Genomic DNA, 17900 nt, shown 5'->3' with positions numbered 1-17900 from the left:
TACCTTTTATCTAAGTACTTTTTTATTCACTCTATCAATGAACTGAATATGTGAATAACCTTTTTCTTTTGCCTTATCATATTCCATATAAGCTGTATTTAAACATTTTTCACAACAATTTATAGGCGCTTCTATTGCAAGGCAATTTTTTACACGACTGGAACTGCTTTCAATTTTTAACACTCCCCTGCAATTTTCACAGTCTAGTATATATTCTTTTTGCCTTTCAACAATATATGAAGTATCGTAAAATATCTCTTTATTTCTTACAATCCAATTTCCATCTTTCTCTAAGGTTATACTTGATTGTGGAGAAGAAAAATAATTTTTACGGGCAGTTTCACATATTCTTTTTATATAATCCATAGTGCGTTTATCCATTTCAAATTTTTTGGGATCATAATCTGGTTCTTTTACATAGGAATAATCCAATCCAGCAAGGGCTAATACAATTCCAAGATTAACATAAGGCAGGGCACCTTGAATTGAATACCCTCCTTCTAGTACCACTAAATCTGGTTTTAACATTTCACTTAATTTTGCATATCCTCTTGCAGAAAAATTCATATTTGTTATTGGGTCTGTAAAGTGATTGTCCTGGCCAGCTGAATTCACCACTAAATCTGGAGCAAAATCCTGTAGTATGGGCAAAACAACGTTTTCCATGGCATATAAAAAACCTTCATCACTGGTATTTGGTGGAAGAGGGATATTAATGGTTTTGCCCATAGCCTTTGGACCTCCTATTTCGGAAGTAAATCCTGTACCAGGATAGAGTGTCCTACCATCTTGATGGATTGAGATATAAAGTGTATCTGGATCATGCCAGTATATGTCCTGGGTACCGTCTCCGTGATGACAATCTGTATCCACTATTGCCACTTTTTTTACTCCATATTTTTCCCGTAGGTATTCTACCATTATGGCTTCTATATTTATATTGCAAAATCCCCTACCACCATGAACTACTTTCATTGCGTGATGTCCAGGAGGTCTAACCAGGGCAAAGGCCTTATCTTCCTTTTTCTCCATAACCAATTTTCCGGCTTTAATACATCCTCCTGCTGAAATTAAATGGGAATCTGTTATATTGCTCAAAACATCTGGAAAACAAAAATGGACATTTTCTATCTCCTGTCTTGAAGCTAATTCTGGCTTATATTCCCTTATTCCAGGAATATCAAACACCCCTTCTTCCTTTAATTGATCCATTGTATATAATAGCCTTTCTTGCCTCTCTGGATGTGTTGGAGAAATAGCCCAATCAAAGGCAGGAAAAAAAACTACCCCTAACTTATTTTTTACCTGTTGCATACACACCTCACCACGTTTTCATAGTCTTTACATATCCCAGGTTTTACCTGACATTTTACCCTAATATCCTGTCCCACAGTAAATACATCCTTTACCATATTCATGGAACTCTCAAAAATTATCTCTAATTCAGATAAATCTATATCCCATCCCAAATTTTCCCTTATATATTTTGACATATTTTTTTGTATATCTTTTCTTGCTACTTTAAGATTGTAGTTCTTTGAAATATTCTCTTTTATTCCAAGTACAGGAATGGTCATTATTTTTTTCTCTGTATCTGCAAATAGTTCAGCCTGCATTGTTGGTCTGGCTATTGCCGCACCTATGGCATTTGCTACGCCAAAGTATTCTGGTACAACAACAGGAAGTCCAAATTCCTTTTCAATAAATTTTTTCAAGATATTTGCAGGACCGCCCATTAAATAGATTTTTTTGGGTTCTATTTTTCTGAATTCCAGAAGTTCGTGTATGGTGTATATTGGTCGCTCATTAATTTCATCAATAAACTCAGATACCTCTTTTTTTAAAATCTTACACCCCTGTTCCACAATTCTGATTGGAGTCTCTTCAAGAGAACATTTGAGATTTTCCTGTATCTCACCCATGCCCTTAAAAGAGGCATCTCTATCTCCGTAGGTTTCATCACATATGCAATTTAAAGCGTCCAAAAATGCAGGTACATCTCCACCCTTGGCCATACAAGGCCCAAGCCTCTTTGGCCCTACTTCTATCTTGTCTCCATTTACCCTCACAGCAGAATCACCACCAAGACCAATGGACTTTACCTTCATTGCACGAACTAATGTAGGCCGTTCCTTTAACCGCACATTTTCAGGTTCAATTAAAGGGACTCCCGCTGCCAATACTCCAATATCTGTTGTGGTTCCACCTACATCCAGGACAATGGTATCTTCTGTAATATCACACAGACCAAAGATTCCCATGACACTTGCTGCTGGACCTGAAAAAATACTTTCCACAGGAATACGTTTAGCAGTATTATACGGCATTGTGCCACCATCGGCCTTTAAGATGTTTAATTGAGGAGAAAGCTTGAACTCTTCTAAACACCTTTTAACAGAATCCAAAAATTTATCAAAAATAGGCCATACAGCGCTGTTGTAATATGCAGTTGCAATTCTCCGTGGAAAATTCAATTGACCTGATAACTTGTGACCTAGTGTAATAAAATCTGCCTTATCCTGGATTAACTCAGCGATCTTTTCTTCATGGACTGGATTTCTAGGAGAAAATTTTGAGACAACTGAAAAAACCTTTACCCCATAATCTAGTAAATTTGAAATTACCTTATTTGCATGGGAGATATCCAGCGGGTATATTTCTGTTCCCCTGTGATCCAGACCACCTGGTATAACCTCATAATAGTTGCCAATGGTAAATTTATTGGGGTCAATCCCAGGTCCAGCACTAACTATCACCCCAACTGGCTCTAGCAAATCCTGTACAATTGCATTTGTACATAACGTAGTACTTAAGTTAAATCTTTTTATCTCAACACCTTTTTCCTGAGATAGTATTTCTAAAATAGCCTGTCTAATTGAACCCAAAAGGTCATTTGGGTCTGTGGGAATTTTAACGTATGCCCTAACTCCCACTTCCTTATCAATGAGTACAGCATCAGTATGGGTGCCACCCACATCAATTCCAAATAACATGTCCCTACTCTCCATTTTTATTGGTTATAAAATTTATAAATACAATCAATTATATAATCTTGAACTTCTTTTTCCAAATATGGATGCATTGGAATGGCCATTATATTTTCTGATACCCTTTCACTCACTTCCATATCTCCTTGTCTGTATCCAAGATACTCAAATGCCTTTTGCAAATGAAGGGGTTTTTTGTAATAAATTGCTGTTGGTATCTCTTTTTGTTTTAAAAATTCACATAACTCATTCCTATTTTTTACTAAGATACAGTATTGAGCAAATGCAGATTGAATATCTCCTGGCACATATTGATGTTTTATTTCAGCAATATCTTTTAGACCATTTCTATATCTTTTGGCAACTTCTTGCCTCTTTGCAATTTCTTCATCAAATACCTCCATTTTTGCTAAAAGAACTGCTGCCTGAATAGTATCCAGCCTTGCATTTAAACCCAGTCTAAGATTTTCATACTTGTCTTCTCCCTGGCCATGAACCCTTATAGATTTCAACATGCGGGCGTACTTCTCTGAATTGGTAAAAACAGCACCTCCGTCGCCATAGCCACCTAATGGCTTTGCCGGAAAAAAAGAAGTGCACCCAATATCACCAAAGGAACAGGCCTTATTAAAATGATACTCTCCACCAAAAGACTGGGCCCCATCTTCTATTAAAATCAAATCATTGTCCTGGGCAATTTTTTCTAGCTCCTTGTAAGAAGCACATACACCAAATATATCAACAGCAATAATAGCCTTTGGATAGTATTCCCTGGAATCTTTTTTAATTACATCTGGGATAGGATAAGTAGTTGGATCTTTTTGTTTTACAGCCAAAATGGCCTTTTTTAGATTTTCAGGATCAATGTTAAAGGTATGAGGATCAATATCTACAAAAACTGGTATTGCTCCACAAAGTGCAATCACCTCTGCTGTTGCAAAAAAAGTAAATGGAGTGGTGAATACTATATCGCCATTGCCAATGCCTGAAGCCATCAGACTCATAAGCAGGGCATCTGTTCCTGAAGAACAACAAATACAGTGATTAGTACCAACATAGTTTGCAAGAACCTCTTCTAATTCATATACCTCTGGTCCCAATATGAATTTGCCGTGTTCAAGCACCCTGGATATATTTTCCTTTACCTTTGTTTCAATCCTTAAATACTGAGCCTTAAGATCTATAAACCGAATCTCCATAGAATTCTCCTATTCTAATTTTTTCATATATTATCTGGAGTTAGCTTTTAGAGTCAAGAAATAATTTGTTAAAATTATTCTTGCATAATAAACGTTAATAACTTTATATTTAACAAAACAATAAATTGAGATAAAGGAATCTTTACTCTTCTAAAAATTAAACAAGCAGCGATTTCTCTAGCTTGATTGATGTATATTTTTTCTGAATATATGGATAAAAAATTCAAAAAATTACTTTTGGAATGTACAGGCTTTGAATGGGATGAAGGTAATAGAGATAAAAATTGGACAAAGCATAAGGTGACCAGTAGTGAATGTGAACAAATATTTTTCAATCAGCCTCTTATTGTTAATCTTGATGAAAAACATTCAAGAGGGGAAATTCGATTTTATGCCTTGGGCCATACTGATTTAAATAGAAAATTATTTATTGTATTTACAATAAGAAACAAAAAGATAAAGATTATTTCGGCCAGAGATATGAGTAAAAAAGAAAGAAGAATATATGAGGCATTGCAATGAAAAAGAAAAGTATACCAAAATTTAAAGATGAAACCCAGGAAAGGGAATTTTGGCATACCCATGACTCCACTGAATATATTAATTGGAATAATGGTGAAAAGGTCATTTTACCTAAGCTCAAGCCATCTATAAAAACCATTTCTCTTAGATTGCCAGAAAACTTATTGAATGAATTGAAATTATTGGCTAATAAAAAGGGAGTTCCCTATCAGTCACTATTGAAGATGTTTTTGTCAGAAAGAGTAGATGCAGAGCTTAAAAAGTTAAGTATGAAAAATAAAGAAGAAATGGCTCAACTATAGAGTGCACTTGACCGCTATTTTGCGAGGGTTTTTGGCCTTGCTACATAGCGTAAAGGGAGTCAACTCATTATAACCACAACTTTTTCTAATGAAAAAAAGTCCTTTAGAATACATATTAAAACAATTATTATCTGGGGAATTTGTCTCTGGAGAAGAAATAGCACAAAACTTGAACATTTCCAGGACATGGGTATGGAATCAGATTAACATATTAAAACAGCTTGGATTTAAAATAGAATCCTCTGCTAAAAAAGGTTATAGGCTCATCTCAACTCCAGATGTATTGATTCCACCACTTATAAAACCTTACTTGAGAACAGAGAATCTTGGGAAGAAAATCTATTTCTTTGAAGAGCTTTCATCAACTCAAGACAAGGCAAGGCAACTTGCTGAGGATGATGAAGATGAAGGAGCACTCATTTTGTGCGAAAGACAACTTAAAGGAAGGGGTAGACGGGGAAGAAAGTGGGTTCATATCCCCCAAAAATCTCTCTCATTTTCTATAATTTTAAGGCCCAAACTCTCTCCCTTAGAGGTTATGCAACTCCCTCTAGTAGCAGGCGTTGCTATTTGTAAAGCAATAAATGCCTATACAAATCTACGAGCACAATTAAAATGGCCAAATGATATATTAATTAACAATAAAAAGGTTGTGGGCATACTAGCTGAAATGTCTGGTGATACAGATTTTGTTGATTACGTTATCTTAGGCATTGGTATTAACGTAAATCTGGATAAAGCAGACATCCCCCATGAACTACGAGATTACACTACATCCCTATATTTAGAAGAAGGCAAATTTCTAAAAAGGGCACACCTTTTAGGAAATATATTAATGTATCTTGAATACTGGTATGATATATACCTAAAGCAAGGTTTTAAATCTATAAGAACAAAATGGATTGAGCTCAGCAATACAATAGACAAAGATATTATAGTATTTTTAAAAGACAAAAAACTGTATGGAAGAGCCGTTGACTTAGATGAAAATGGAAATTTAATTGTTTTAGATGAAAAAAATAATATTCATAATATAATGTATGGTGATGTTTCTATTCGTTCTAATACAACATAATTACAAAGGAGTTGGCAGATATGCACTATTTTACAATTAAAGATAATAGATTGTGGGCTGAAGAAGTATTAGTTGAAGATATTGTAAAAGAATATGGGACTCCTATTTACATCTATTCTGCAAGGACTTTAAAAAGGCATTATCATGCATTTGACTCAGCATTTTATGCTATACCCCACATAATATGTTTTTCAGTTAAATGTAATTCAAATATACACGTGCTTAAGACTTTAAAAGAAGAAGGCGCAGGGGCAGATATTGTATCAGGAGGAGAACTATACAGAGCACTTAGGGCAGAGATCGATCCTCAAAAAATAGTATTCTCAGGTGTTGGGAAACAGGAGCATGAAATAAAAGAAGCACTTTTTGCTGATATTTTAATGTTCAATGTTGAATCCCTAGACGAATTAATGAAGATTAATGAAATAGCACTATCTTTAAACAAAAAGGCCAGGATAAGCTTTAGGATAAATCCAGATGTGGACCCCAAAACACATCCTTATATATCCACAGGACTCAAAGAGAATAAATTTGGCATTGATATAAACGATGCAATATATGCATACAAGTCTGCCAAGGAATTAAAAGGAGTAGAGCCAATTGGTATAGATTGCCACATAGGTTCCCAATTAACTGAAATAACGCCTTTTTTAGATGCACTGGAAAAATTAAAGATCCTTTACTCAGAACTAAAGGAAATTGGGATAAATATAAAATATTTAGATCTTGGAGGAGGTCTTGGCATACAATACAAAGAAGAAGAGCCACCCCATCCAAAGGAATTTGGAGAAGCCTTATCAAAATCCCTTACAGGATATCCCTTAACACTTATACTTGAACCTGGAAGGGTTATTGCTGGTAATGCTGGAGTTTTAGTTACAAAAGTGATCTACACAAAGGAGACTGAAAATAAAAATTTTCTCATTGTTGATGCTGGAATGAATGATTTGATAAGACCTGCGTTATATGGCTCATATCATAGAATTTCAGAGGTCACCCCAAAGGGAAGGCCTCCTAAAAAATATGATGTGGTTGGCCCAATTTGTGAGAGTGGAGATTTTTTGGCCAAGGATAGGGAACTTCCAGAGATCCACGCTGGAGAGCTACTTTGTGTATTTTCTGCTGGTGCCTATGGATTTGTCATGTCTTCTCAGTATAATTCAAGGCCAAGGGCTGCCGAGGTTATGGTATCTGGTGATAGTTTTTATCTAATCAGGGAAAGAGAAACATACAGGGACCTTACATATTTGGAGGAAAAAATTAATTTTTAATGTATAAATAAACTTAATCAGTTTGGTGTAAAATTTTTTGTAATTTTAATCAAAAAAGGAGGGGATAGCGATGAAAAGCAACAAGTTTTCTACGTCTTCAGGATTAATTTGTATAGCAATAATTATATTGTTATTTGCAACTCAAGGTTTTACAAAAGGTGTTACAAATTGTGAATCCTGCCACGCAAAAATTTCACCAGGGATAATTAAAGATTTTCACAAAAGTAAAATGTCCAAGGCTGGATTAAATTGTGCTACTTGCCATGGCAGAGCCCACAAATCTGCTTCTGATGCCAATAAAGCCCTGCTGCCCACTATTTCAACCTGTAAGAGGTGCCACAGAAAACAAGTAAAACAGTATATGAGTGGAAAGCATGCCCTGGGTCTTTTGCCTATTTCAGCTTTTCCAGATTTTGCCCATAAACATCCAAAAGCATTTATTGCAGGACAAAAAGGATGTAATGGTTGTCACAACCTTGGAATCACAGACAAACACGTAAGAAATAATGAATTCAGAAAATATTATAAATACGGCATGGATTGTCAAAACTGCCACACAAGACATGCCTTTTCTGTTAAAGAAGCAAAAGAACCTGAAACATGCGCAAGTTGCCATACTGGATTTGATCACGCCCAGTGGGAATTCTGGTCACATTCCAGACACGGCATAGCTTATCTTACTGATAGAAAATCCCATAGGGGTCCTACATGTCAGGATTGTCATATGCCAGATGGTAATCACAGGGTAATGACTGCGTGGGGATTTTTAGCCCTGAGATTACCTGAAAAAGATAAGGAATGGCTGGGGTATAGGCTCACAATTTTAAAAGCCCTTGGGGTATTAGACAAAAACGGAAAACCTACTCCAAGACTTGATGTAGTGAAAAAGGCAAATATGGCAAGGTTAGATGAAGCTAGTTTTAATGCTGAGAGGACTAAGATGTTAAAGAGCTGCGAAAAATGTCATTCTGCCAATTTTGCAGAAAATAATCTAAAAAATGCAGACATGATGATTAAGGCTGCTGATAAGATCTTTGCAGATGCAATTGAATTGGTAGCAGGTCTTTACAGAGACGGAATTATTCCAAAGAAGACCAATATGGCAACTTGGCCTTATCCAGATCTTCTAACATTTTATGAAGTCAACACCCCTATTGAACAAAAACTATATGAAATGTTCATGGACTATCGTATGAAGACCTTCCAGGCAGCATTTCATATTAATCCCGATTATACAACCTGGTACGGTTATGCAAAAATGAAAGAAACCCTTGTTGAAATGAAACATTTAGCACAACAAATGAGAAAGAATATAATGAATAAGCAAAAGTAAGGCTTACTTTTACTATAAGTAAAACTCCCTCTTTTCTCTTTAAGGAGGAAGGAGGGTTTTTTATTGATTTTATTTAGTAGTTACTTACAAATATATTTTTAAACATTGAAGGTGATAAGTTGACTATTAAAAAGTATGTTTTATTTTCTATATAAAGAAACATCTTGAAGGAGAAGAAGTATGAGTTTCAGGATTAAACTTGGTATAGGATTAGGAATTATTTTAGCTATCTTTGCTTGTATTTTTGCTTTAAACCAGCTCAAATTAAAAACAATACAAAAGAGTGTTGTTGATCTTTTTAGGGGAGATATATTTGCCCTTGAACTTATGTCAGACGTAAGACCTACTATTTCTCAATTTAAACATTTGGAAAAAGATTTGGTGTTAGCAGTGGAGGATCCTTTAAAATTTAAAAAAATGGAAAAAAAATTATTAGAAGAAGTAGGAGAGATAAATGACTTTTTAGACCTTATGTTTGAGGATGAACACCTTAACAATAAACAAAAACATATGATAAAAAAGATTAAAATAGAATTCAATCAATATGTCAGTCTTATAAAAAAATTAATCTTAAAGGCATCTCAAAAAAAATATAGCATCACTCAAATGAATAGTGAAATAAATGCTCTTAATAAAAAATTTTTTACAATAGATAAAGGAATAGAAAGTATTTATCAGGACATCCAAAGAAATATTGAGACTGATATAAAAACAGCAGCCATTACTGTTGTTTCAATCCAGAAACAGTCTTTATTGGGGTTTGTAATAAGTTTTATTATTGCACTTATAGTTGGAGGAATTTTGACCTATTCAATAATCAATCCTGCAAAAAAAATGATTGAATTTGCTAAAAAGGTGTCTGAAGGCGATTTATACTTTTCTTATGATTTCAAGGGAAACGATGAAATGGCTCAAATAGGCAGGGCTTTAAACGAGATAAGAAATACTTTTTTAGATGTTATTAAGGAATTCGATGATATTTACAAAAAGTTAAAAAAGGGAAGACTCTTATATAAAGCAAAATCAGATAAATTTTCAGGAGAATATAAAAATGTTATTGAAAAAGTGAATGAAATTGTTGGGACATTCATCTGGTATTTAAATAAGATTCCAAATCCTCTTATGATAGTAGATAAAGAGTTAAACGTCCTTTACATGAACAAAAAGGCTAAAGAAATTGCAGGGAATGAAATTGAAGAACACAGCCTATTAAAATGTTATGATCTGTTCAAATTTCCTCAGTGCAACTCCCAAAATTGTATCTGTTTTAAAGCAATTGAGACTGAAGGTGTAGTGTCTATGGAGACAGCGAAGAAACTCGATGATAAAGAAATTATTTTACATACAACTTCTTTTCCCATAAAAGATGAGGAAGGTAATTTAGCTGCTGCTTGTAGTCTAATGGTTGATATAACAAATATAAAGAACGCACAGATTACCATGCAAAAAGTTGCAAATGAGGCATTTGAAATTTCTAATGAACTTTTTAATACTGCTGAAGAGATGTCAGCTCAAATGGAAGAATGTGCAAGGGGAGCTGAGGACCAGAGAAATAGATTATTGGAAGTTACCACTTCTATGGAAGAGATGAATAATGCTATTTTAGATGTTGCAAAAAATTCATCAGATACAGCAGAATATTCAAACAATACAAAGGAAAAAGCAAAAGATGGACAAAAGGTTGTGGAAGAGGCAGTTGAGTCTATATTTAAAGTAAATAAATTAACCGAAACACTTAAAAACAATATGGATCTTCTAAATAATAAGACTGAAGAAATAACAAATATTCTTAATGTAATAAATGACATAGCTGATCAAACTAATTTGTTGGCCTTAAATGCTGCGATTGAAGCAGCCAGGGCAGGAGAAGCTGGAAAAGGATTTGCTGTGGTAGCAGATGAAGTAAGAAAACTAGCAGAAAAGACCATGAAGGCAACCAAAGAAGTTGAACATGCCCTGTTTTCCATAAAAGAAGTTGCTCATGCAAATTCTACTGAAATGGATAGGGCGGTTGAGGTGGTCAATGAAGCCACATCTAAGGCACAAAGATCAGGAGAGGTTTTACAAGAAATCGTAGATTTGGCAGAGGAGAGTTCAACAAAGGTTCAAAGTATAGCTGCTGCAGTAGAAGAACAGTCAGCTACAGTAGATTCAATCAATATTTCAATTGAGGATATAAATAAAGTTGCTGCAGAAAATTATGAAATAATGAATAGTTCCTTAAATACAATCCAGGAATTGAATACTCTGGCCTCAAACCTTAAGGAAATATTTCAAAAACTTCAATTAGCTGAATAAAGTTGACAATCCTGGCAAACAGTGAACAAAAAAATCCCTCTCTCCCCTCTACTGGGGAAAGAGGGATTTTTATAGCGTTTAGTAATAAGGGCATTGTGTCTTTTTATATTTCATTTAGTTTTTTCGCCTGTTCTAATAGGAGGTTTTTAAATCTATCTAAAGTCACTTCATATGGTTGCATGGGAATGCCCATCCAATCGCAGTATTCTAAAAAATCTTCAGGATGTTCGCTCATATATTTTTCCATAAATCCAATCCCGTCTGCTACAATTGCGCCGCCTGTGTGTCGTGGAAAATTTTCATTTGCCAAACCCTTATCCCAGCCCTTAAATACGAATTTTCTAAATTTTACCCATCCTGGGGTCATCCACCATACCTTTTCACCTCCAGCAAGTTCTTGAGCCGCTTTTTCCCTGTCTTCTTTACTTATAATCATATCTATACAATGAGTTGCCTGTATTCTGGCTACATTGGGACCCTGTTCTTTTATTATGACCTCCATTGTCCTGAGTGGTTCATTGGCATTTACATAACAAAATTTGCCCCCATATACCACAAGTACCTTGTCGCACACTTCTTTTGCCTTGTTGATTTTGGATATTAATTGGGATTCTAGTTCTTTAATATTTTCATGGAGCCCTGGAGTAGTGAAAAAGATGTGTTTAGTATCTAAAAATCCTTCATCCTTTAGTGCTTTTATTTCCATAGTGAGAGTTCCACATGATACAATTGCAATATTGGAAAAAGATATTTTTTCCATGTTAAAATTACTCCTTCATTAAAATGTCCCATCAAAAATGAGAAGGTTTATATAAATAAAATATTATGAAAAAATCTGTTTTATCTTTTGTACAAGGTTTGAAATATCATTTTCGTCTGGATGCCCCTTGGCCAATGGAGCGTCTTTATACCATTCTGGAGGTGTTGGCTTTGACGCAGCCTTTTGCATTATCTGTGGAGCCACCTCACCCTGACAATTAAAAGTACCAAGTATCTCACAGTCCTGAAGCATTTTTTTTGCCTCTTCCATGCCCCTTTTTGCATGTTCAGATTCTGGTGCGGCTCCATGGGTTCCTATTAAAAATACCTTTTTATTCTTAATCTTAGCGAGGTATTCTGAAGATGCTGGGTCTGGTTTTCCTTTTTTAAACCAAAAACCCACTATTATTACATCATAATTATCAGGAGAAGGATTGTCTTTCACATTATAAATCTCCTTGGGCTCTGGTAATACCTCGTAAGCTGCCTCTGCCAGCTTCTTTGTGTTTCCTGTCTGGGATGAATAAACAACTAAAATTTTCATATCAACCTCCAGGTTTAACAGGTTAAAGTTGATTAAAAGGTCTTTTTAATCCCATGTTTATTTATAATAGGCCATACAAAAAACCTTAAAAAATTTATTTTAATTTTTATTCAAAATAGATGCCACAAAATATGATGCGTAGATTAATGATATATAACCAATAATTTTAACAGGATATTAAAGTGCTAAAATATGGTGAGTGAAAAAAAGATTAACAATTGTTAATCGTTTTGTTAACTATTAACAACTTTTGTAGAAAGACCTTCCAGATGGGATTCCAGAAACCTCTTATTAAAACATAGCTCATTTAGCAAAAGGGTACTTTTTCCAACCTGACGTGTACCACAAAGTACCATCACTGCATGGTGTTTAAACCCTGACGCATCAAAATTAGTGGAAATTTACTTCAATCTATCAATAGATGCATCAAAGTATTTTCCAACTCCGTATTCCCTTCTTCTGAAAAATTTCTCTGGCTCAGGTCCAATTATCTGCATCTCAGGATGTTTTCTCTGCTCTTCCAGGGCTATTTTCATCTCCTTTGTGCAGCCTGTTGAGAAAGTTGCATCTTTACCAGCCCAGATTGGAGGCACCTTCATACCCATTAGTTCAAAGCTCTTTTCAATGTCTGAGACAGTTTGAAAACGCCAGATATCTATAAGGCCACTTCTCTGGACTATTTCCCACATATACATAAGATCATCACCATCCATACCAGGTTCAAAGTGTTCAGCTGGATTTATAATGTATGTGGAATCCAGTTTTTCCCTTAAATAATTTACAAAGGTGTTAAGCACCCTAATGGCCATCTTGGTCTGTCCTGGAATGCTACCAACAATTGCGCTATAAAACATTACTTTTTGACCTCTGGCCTTTGCCTTTTTCATGTCCTCTATAATTGCCTTTGCCTTTGCAACTATCTCTTTTTCGGTTATTTTTCTAACCCGTGGACTCTTTTCTTTAAAAGAAAAACTTACTATTCCCTCATCATCCCTATAAATTGCTATGATATCCCTTGTAAAAAAATGGGAATTTAAAATAAGTCTTCTGTAGTTTCCGTTTCCCTTGGCAATGATAAGGTCTGATTCCTTCCATGCCCTGGCAAAGGTCACCGATGTCCTGTATAAATTTAGTCTTTCCCTTGTACCATCAGATATAACTACCAGTCTGGCTTCATTTAGATGTTTTAATAGCTCTTTTTTTGAAATCTCTTTATCTTCAATAAACCTTGCATCTTCCAAGAGATGCTGTAGAACTTCACAATTATCAATATCCCAAAAGGTGGGATAATCAAAATAAAATCCCTCTTTCAAAGCCAAAATCACTCTATGTCCCATTTTTATAAGACGTTTTGCAATAAGGACATCAAAGACAAGTCCTCCACTGGAATTTGGTAAATACAATATTGTAAGTTCAGGCTCTGTTTGTGCTTTTGGAAAAAGTCCTTTTTCCAGAATACCTTCAAACCCCTGCATTTGATTGAAGATAGAATTCACGTTTGAAAAATCATTTTTTTTCCATATATCTTCATATAAAGATAAACAAAAGAGTCTTTTTAGTTCAATTAAATTTAATTTATTTCTTAGTTCTTGAATATTTTTACACTCTAGCTCATCAATTGGACATATGCCCACAAAATCTAAAAATTCCTGAGACGATAGAAAAGATAGAGCCCTTTTATTGTCTTTGGATTTTCGCTTTGCATATGGGTCTATTTGTGCTGATTGAGTCAAGATGATGGTCAACATCCTTTTGTTTAATCTAGAGGGAATAATAAATGGAGAACGATATGCCTTTTGAAACTTGTGTTTGCACAATGTAACTATTTTACGTCTTGAATAGTCATCTTTTACAATGAGATATATGAGTCTTACCAGGTTTTTCCATAAATTTCTATATTCTTTTTTTAATTCGTCATCTTGCTGAGATTTGAGCAGGATCCTGAGCATTGAGTCTGAACAGGGAACAAAAACCTGATTCTCATCTAAATCTACCATAAATCGCATTTGCTCAGGAGATGCATTTTCATATGGATTTGCCAGATATTCAATGTTGTTTTCGGTCATAAAATGAAGTAACCACGCATCAAGATATGGATCTTTACCATAATACAGGTCTAAAACAGAACTGAGCTTTGGTATTGGAAACACCTAACACCTCCCAAAGAATAATAGACTATGTTGAAATTTTTATGGGACAAAAAATAATTTAAATTGTTTCTAACCATCTATCAAAAGCTTCAAGAGCCCTTTTGACAATGAGTTCTCTTTTTTTGGATTTTTTTGCACGAACATTTATAGGTTTAATCAGGCCAAAATTTACATTCATGGGCTGAAAATTCTTAATATCGCGCCTGAGATGTGCCATCAACCCACCAATTGCAGTCTCTTCTGGAGGAAGGTTTATATCTTCACCTGCCAATTTTTTTGACAAAATTATCCCCAATACAAGTCCACACGCAGCAGATTCCACATATCCTTCCACGCCAGTTATCTGACCTGCCAGGTAAACATTTTTTAACCCCTTAATTTCTAAATAGGGAGTTAGAATTTTTGGGCTGTTTACATATGTATTCCTGTGAATACTTCCAAGCCTTAAAAACTCTGCATTTTCAAGGCCTGGAATCATCCTAAAAATCCTTTTTTGCTCTTTGTATGTGAGCTTGGTCTGAAACCCAACCATGTTAAACATGGTCTTTTCTCTATTCTCAGCCCTAAGCTGGACCACTGCAAAGGGTCTTTTTCCAATCTTTGGGTCTATTAACCCAACTGGTTTAAGGGGACCATAGGCCAGGGTAAGCTCTCCCCTCTCTGCCATAACCTCAATTGGAAGACATCCTTCAAAGTGGATTTCCTTTTCAAATCCTTTAGGCTTAACCTTTTCTCCTTTTATTAGTTCTTCTCTAAACTTATAATACTCCTCTTCAGTCATAGGACAATTTACATAGTCTGTGCTCTCTTCCTCATATCTTGAGCCCCAAAAAACCTTATCCCAATTTATAGACTCAGCACTCACAATTGGGGCAATGGCATCATAAAAATAGAGCTGTTTTTCCCCAATTTTTTTAAGCAAATCTCTAGCTAGGGGCTCAGATATTAAAGGTCCTGCAGATATAACAACCACATCAAAGCCAGTTAAATTGGGATTTTTAAGGGATGTTATCTCTTCTCGCACTATTTCTATATTTGTAGATGTTTCCAATTTATTGGTAATATAGCCTGCAAAACGCTCCCTATCAACTGCCAGGGATTTTCCAGCTGGAACCTCTGTTTTATAAGCAGCTTCCATAACCAGAGAATTTAATTTTGTCATCTCATGTTTTAATAGACCAACTGCACTGGTTAGCTCTTTTGAACGGAGAGAATTTGAGCACACAAGTTCAGCTAGTTTGTCTGATTTATGGGCAGGAGTAAATTTCTTTGGCCTCATCTCAAATATACAAATCCTATGCCCTTGTTTTGACAAAAGATTCGCCACTTCAACTCCAGCAAGGCCGCCGCCTATAACCGCAATTTTCTTTTTCACAATGATAGTCATGGTGTAAACACTTATATCTATTTAAAGTCTACCTGTTTAAAGAACTTGTAACATCCCTTAATCTTTCTCTAACAGTTATTAAATACCGTGCCATCTTTCCCCTGTGGTCTGCAAAAATAGAATCATGGGCACCCCTTAAGACTATTAATGGATCGTATGTACATATCTTATCCATGGCATCAAATGCCAGTTGCAAATTATCTTTACCACCCCTGCTTTCTATTTCCGGATAAAGGTGGGTCAAAACATGTAAAAAGTCCCTTAAGACCAGTATCACTCCCTGGGTGTAGTATATTCTGTCATCTAATTCTGAATATTTTACTTTTTCATTAGGCTCAACAAGCAGCCCCAGAGGCTGATCTAAAAATTCTGGACTCAATATAAAGCTAAAAGCAGAATAGAGTTTATCACTCCTCACATTATACACTGCATCACCCTCAAGCAGCCTTTTTTCATATCTTCTTACCATCTCAATACCTTTCTTGTATTGATCTTCTGAAGAGGGAAACCACCAGCTATCCGGGGTGTAGGCAAAATATTCTTCTCGTGCCTTTTTAAGATCTTCATCTTCAGCACCAGCCCCACCGTATTTGGCAAAGTTTGTTGCAAAGAAATTTATTAACATCCTAGTAGCAAAGATAACTCCTTTTTGTCTGTTACTTCTATTATCAAGCCATGCAGTAGGTGAGATAATAATATCATTTACTGACCATCCAAGTCTTGAATGTAATTCTTTATTTAATCTATTCATTATTGCCTCACAAACAGCGACTCCTTTTTTGGCTGGTGTAGAAGAAGAGGAGGTGGTCTTCATTAAATTCACAATGGTATTATCCAGTTTTGGAAATTCGGTAGGATCTATAAGTTTGTACAGACTATTTCCTGACCAGAGGAGTCCCAGACCAAGTGGCCATATTAAAACAACAATCAATGCCAGTATAACCAGATACTTGACCCACCATACCATTTCCTTTGCTGGCAAAGGAGGAACCTTTTTGGCGATTTTTCTTTTATTTATAGTTTTTTTCTTTGATGATTTTACCGAGTTATTTTTCTTCTCTTGCATAATCAAACTCCTCTTTAAACTTTTTTTGTTTTCACAAAAATTAGCTTAAGATCCCTTGATACCTCATTGCATAATTGTTATGTTTAGTAGCTCAAAATTAAAAAAATCACAAGGAGTAAGGGGTTTCATAATGAGAAAATTTTCATACCCTTTAATTATTTTTGGCGTCATATTTTTTATGACGCGTGCTGGTTTTAGCAAGAGTCTATATTCTCCCAAAAAGAACAGTATTAAAATTATTGTGCCCAAAAATGTCGTAATTGGCGATCCATTTGAGCTTAAGATATACATAAAAAAACACATATCAAATATACAACTATCCTGGTTAAATAGAAAGCTAGATCTAACTCGTTTAAATCAAGATACAATAACGATATTTCTTGGAAGTGATATAAAAAAAGATAAACCAGGTATTAAATTACTGACAATAAAATACGGCAATAAAAAGATTTTAAAGAGGATATACTTAAAGAAAAGAAAATTCACTGTCACCAGAATCCATGTATCCAAAAAATTTTCTTCTTTATCTAAAAAAGACTTAAATAGGTATTTTAGAGAAAAAAGGATTGTAGAATCTATTTTATTTAAAGTGACAAAAAAATGCTATTATGAAAAAAACTTTATTCCCCCTATCTTGCCACTTATAATATCCTCTCCTTATGGAAGGGTGAGAATAATAAACAATAAAAATCGTTCAATCCATACAGGGATAGATATTAAGGCAAAAGAGGGAACCCCAGTTAAGGCAATCAATTCTGGAATTGTTGCCCTTACCATGGACCAATTTTTTTCTGGAAAATCCATTTATATAGACCATGGATATGGGATAGTTAGTATGTATTTTCATCTAAAAAAAATACTGGTAAAAAAAGGACAAAAGGTAAAAAAAGGACAGATTATTGCCCTCTCTGGAAAAAGTGGAAGGGTCTCAGGCCCACATCTGCACCTCGGGGTATCCATCCTTGGAAAGATGGTGGACCCTGAAAAATTAATAAAAAAATTTTAAT

The 17900-nt window shown here is 34.9% G+C and carries 15 protein-coding genes; 7 read left to right on the top strand and 8 right to left on the bottom strand.

Going from position 1 to position 17900, the window contains the following annotated elements:
* Positions 1-6 precede the first annotated feature (6 nt).
* The 3 genes from ACY2V1_RS08905 to ACY2V1_RS08895 are packed head-to-tail and all read right to left on the bottom strand — an operon-like array spanning position 7 to position 4186.
* On the bottom strand, positions 7-1314 hold the full coding sequence (locus tag ACY2V1_RS08905) for a histone deacetylase family protein (RefSeq protein WP_461834443.1): 1308 nt from the start codon (positions 1312-1314) through the stop codon (positions 7-9).
* Entirely contained in the window at positions 1302-2993 is a 1692-nt protein-coding gene (locus tag ACY2V1_RS08900) for a hydantoinase/oxoprolinase family protein (RefSeq protein WP_461834442.1), read from the bottom strand. The genes ACY2V1_RS08905 and ACY2V1_RS08900 overlap by 13 nt, the downstream gene beginning before the upstream one ends.
* A 17-nt stretch (positions 2994-3010) precedes the next feature.
* A complete protein-coding gene (locus ACY2V1_RS08895) occupies positions 3011-4186 on the bottom strand; it encodes a DegT/DnrJ/EryC1/StrS family aminotransferase (protein WP_461834441.1) in 1176 nt (391 codons plus the stop codon).
* A 189-nt stretch (positions 4187-4375) separates the two neighbouring features.
* On the opposite strand from ACY2V1_RS08895, the gene ACY2V1_RS08890 reads away from it, so the two are divergent.
* From ACY2V1_RS08890 to ACY2V1_RS08865, 6 genes are all read left to right on the top strand, one after another.
* Positions 4376-4708 (top strand): BrnT family toxin, encoded by a 333-nt coding sequence (locus ACY2V1_RS08890; RefSeq protein ID WP_461834440.1) that lies wholly within the window; start codon positions 4376-4378, stop codon positions 4706-4708.
* Complete coding sequence (locus ACY2V1_RS08885) at positions 4705-5010, top strand: BrnA antitoxin family protein (RefSeq protein WP_461834439.1); 306 nt, start codon at positions 4705-4707, stop codon at positions 5008-5010. Before ACY2V1_RS08890 ends, ACY2V1_RS08885 begins: the two co-directional genes overlap by 4 nt.
* A gap of 88 nt (positions 5011-5098) precedes the next feature.
* Positions 5099-6085: a biotin--[acetyl-CoA-carboxylase] ligase gene (locus ACY2V1_RS08880; RefSeq protein ID WP_461834438.1), complete on the top strand. Its 987-nt coding sequence runs from the start codon at positions 5099-5101 to the stop codon at positions 6083-6085.
* Between the two features lie 20 nt (positions 6086-6105).
* The gene (lysA, locus tag ACY2V1_RS08875) at positions 6106-7356 is read left to right on the top strand and encodes a diaminopimelate decarboxylase (RefSeq protein ID WP_461834437.1); all 1251 of its coding nucleotides are present in this window, start codon (positions 6106-6108) and stop codon (positions 7354-7356) included.
* Between the two features lie 70 nt (positions 7357-7426).
* Complete coding sequence (locus ACY2V1_RS08870; RefSeq protein ID WP_461834436.1) at positions 7427-8689, top strand: multiheme c-type cytochrome; 1263 nt, start codon at positions 7427-7429, stop codon at positions 8687-8689.
* A gap of 180 nt (positions 8690-8869) precedes the next feature.
* Positions 8870-10987: a methyl-accepting chemotaxis protein gene (locus ACY2V1_RS08865; protein ID WP_461834435.1), complete on the top strand. Its 2118-nt coding sequence runs from the start codon at positions 8870-8872 to the stop codon at positions 10985-10987.
* A gap of 103 nt (positions 10988-11090) precedes the next feature.
* Here ACY2V1_RS08865 and ACY2V1_RS08860 read toward each other — a convergent pair whose 3' ends face one another.
* From ACY2V1_RS08860 to ACY2V1_RS08840, 5 genes are all read right to left on the bottom strand, one after another.
* On the bottom strand, positions 11091-11747 hold the full coding sequence (locus ACY2V1_RS08860) for a DUF1638 domain-containing protein (protein ID WP_461834434.1): 657 nt from the start codon (positions 11745-11747) through the stop codon (positions 11091-11093).
* A gap of 63 nt (positions 11748-11810) precedes the next feature.
* A complete protein-coding gene (locus ACY2V1_RS08855) occupies positions 11811-12290 on the bottom strand; it encodes a flavodoxin family protein (RefSeq protein WP_461834433.1) in 480 nt (159 codons plus the stop codon).
* A gap of 401 nt (positions 12291-12691) precedes the next feature.
* Positions 12692-14440 carry an ARMT1-like domain-containing protein gene (locus ACY2V1_RS08850; RefSeq protein WP_461834432.1) on the bottom strand — a complete coding sequence of 583 codons (1749 nt, stop codon included), beginning with the start codon at positions 14438-14440 and terminating at the stop codon, positions 12692-12694.
* 58 nt (positions 14441-14498) lie between these two features.
* Positions 14499-15827, bottom strand: a complete 1329-nt coding sequence (gene trmFO / locus ACY2V1_RS08845) for a methylenetetrahydrofolate--tRNA-(uracil(54)-C(5))-methyltransferase (FADH(2)-oxidizing) TrmFO (RefSeq protein WP_461834431.1) — start codon at positions 15825-15827, stop codon at positions 14499-14501.
* Positions 15828-15855: 28 nt separating this feature from the next.
* Entirely contained in the window at positions 15856-16893 is a 1038-nt protein-coding gene (locus tag ACY2V1_RS08840) for a DUF2333 family protein (protein ID WP_461834430.1), read from the bottom strand.
* 130 nt (positions 16894-17023) lie between these two features.
* On the opposite strand from ACY2V1_RS08840, the gene ACY2V1_RS08835 reads away from it, so the two are divergent.
* Complete coding sequence (locus tag ACY2V1_RS08835; RefSeq protein ID WP_461834429.1) at positions 17024-17899, top strand: M23 family metallopeptidase; 876 nt, start codon at positions 17024-17026, stop codon at positions 17897-17899.
* The last annotated feature ends 1 nt before the right edge of the window (position 17900 follow it).

It is taken from the genome of Desulfothermus sp., from assembly GCF_053993635.1.
The sequence above is the reverse complement of the archived record's forward strand: the minus strand, read 5'-3'. Positions and strand labels throughout refer to the sequence as shown.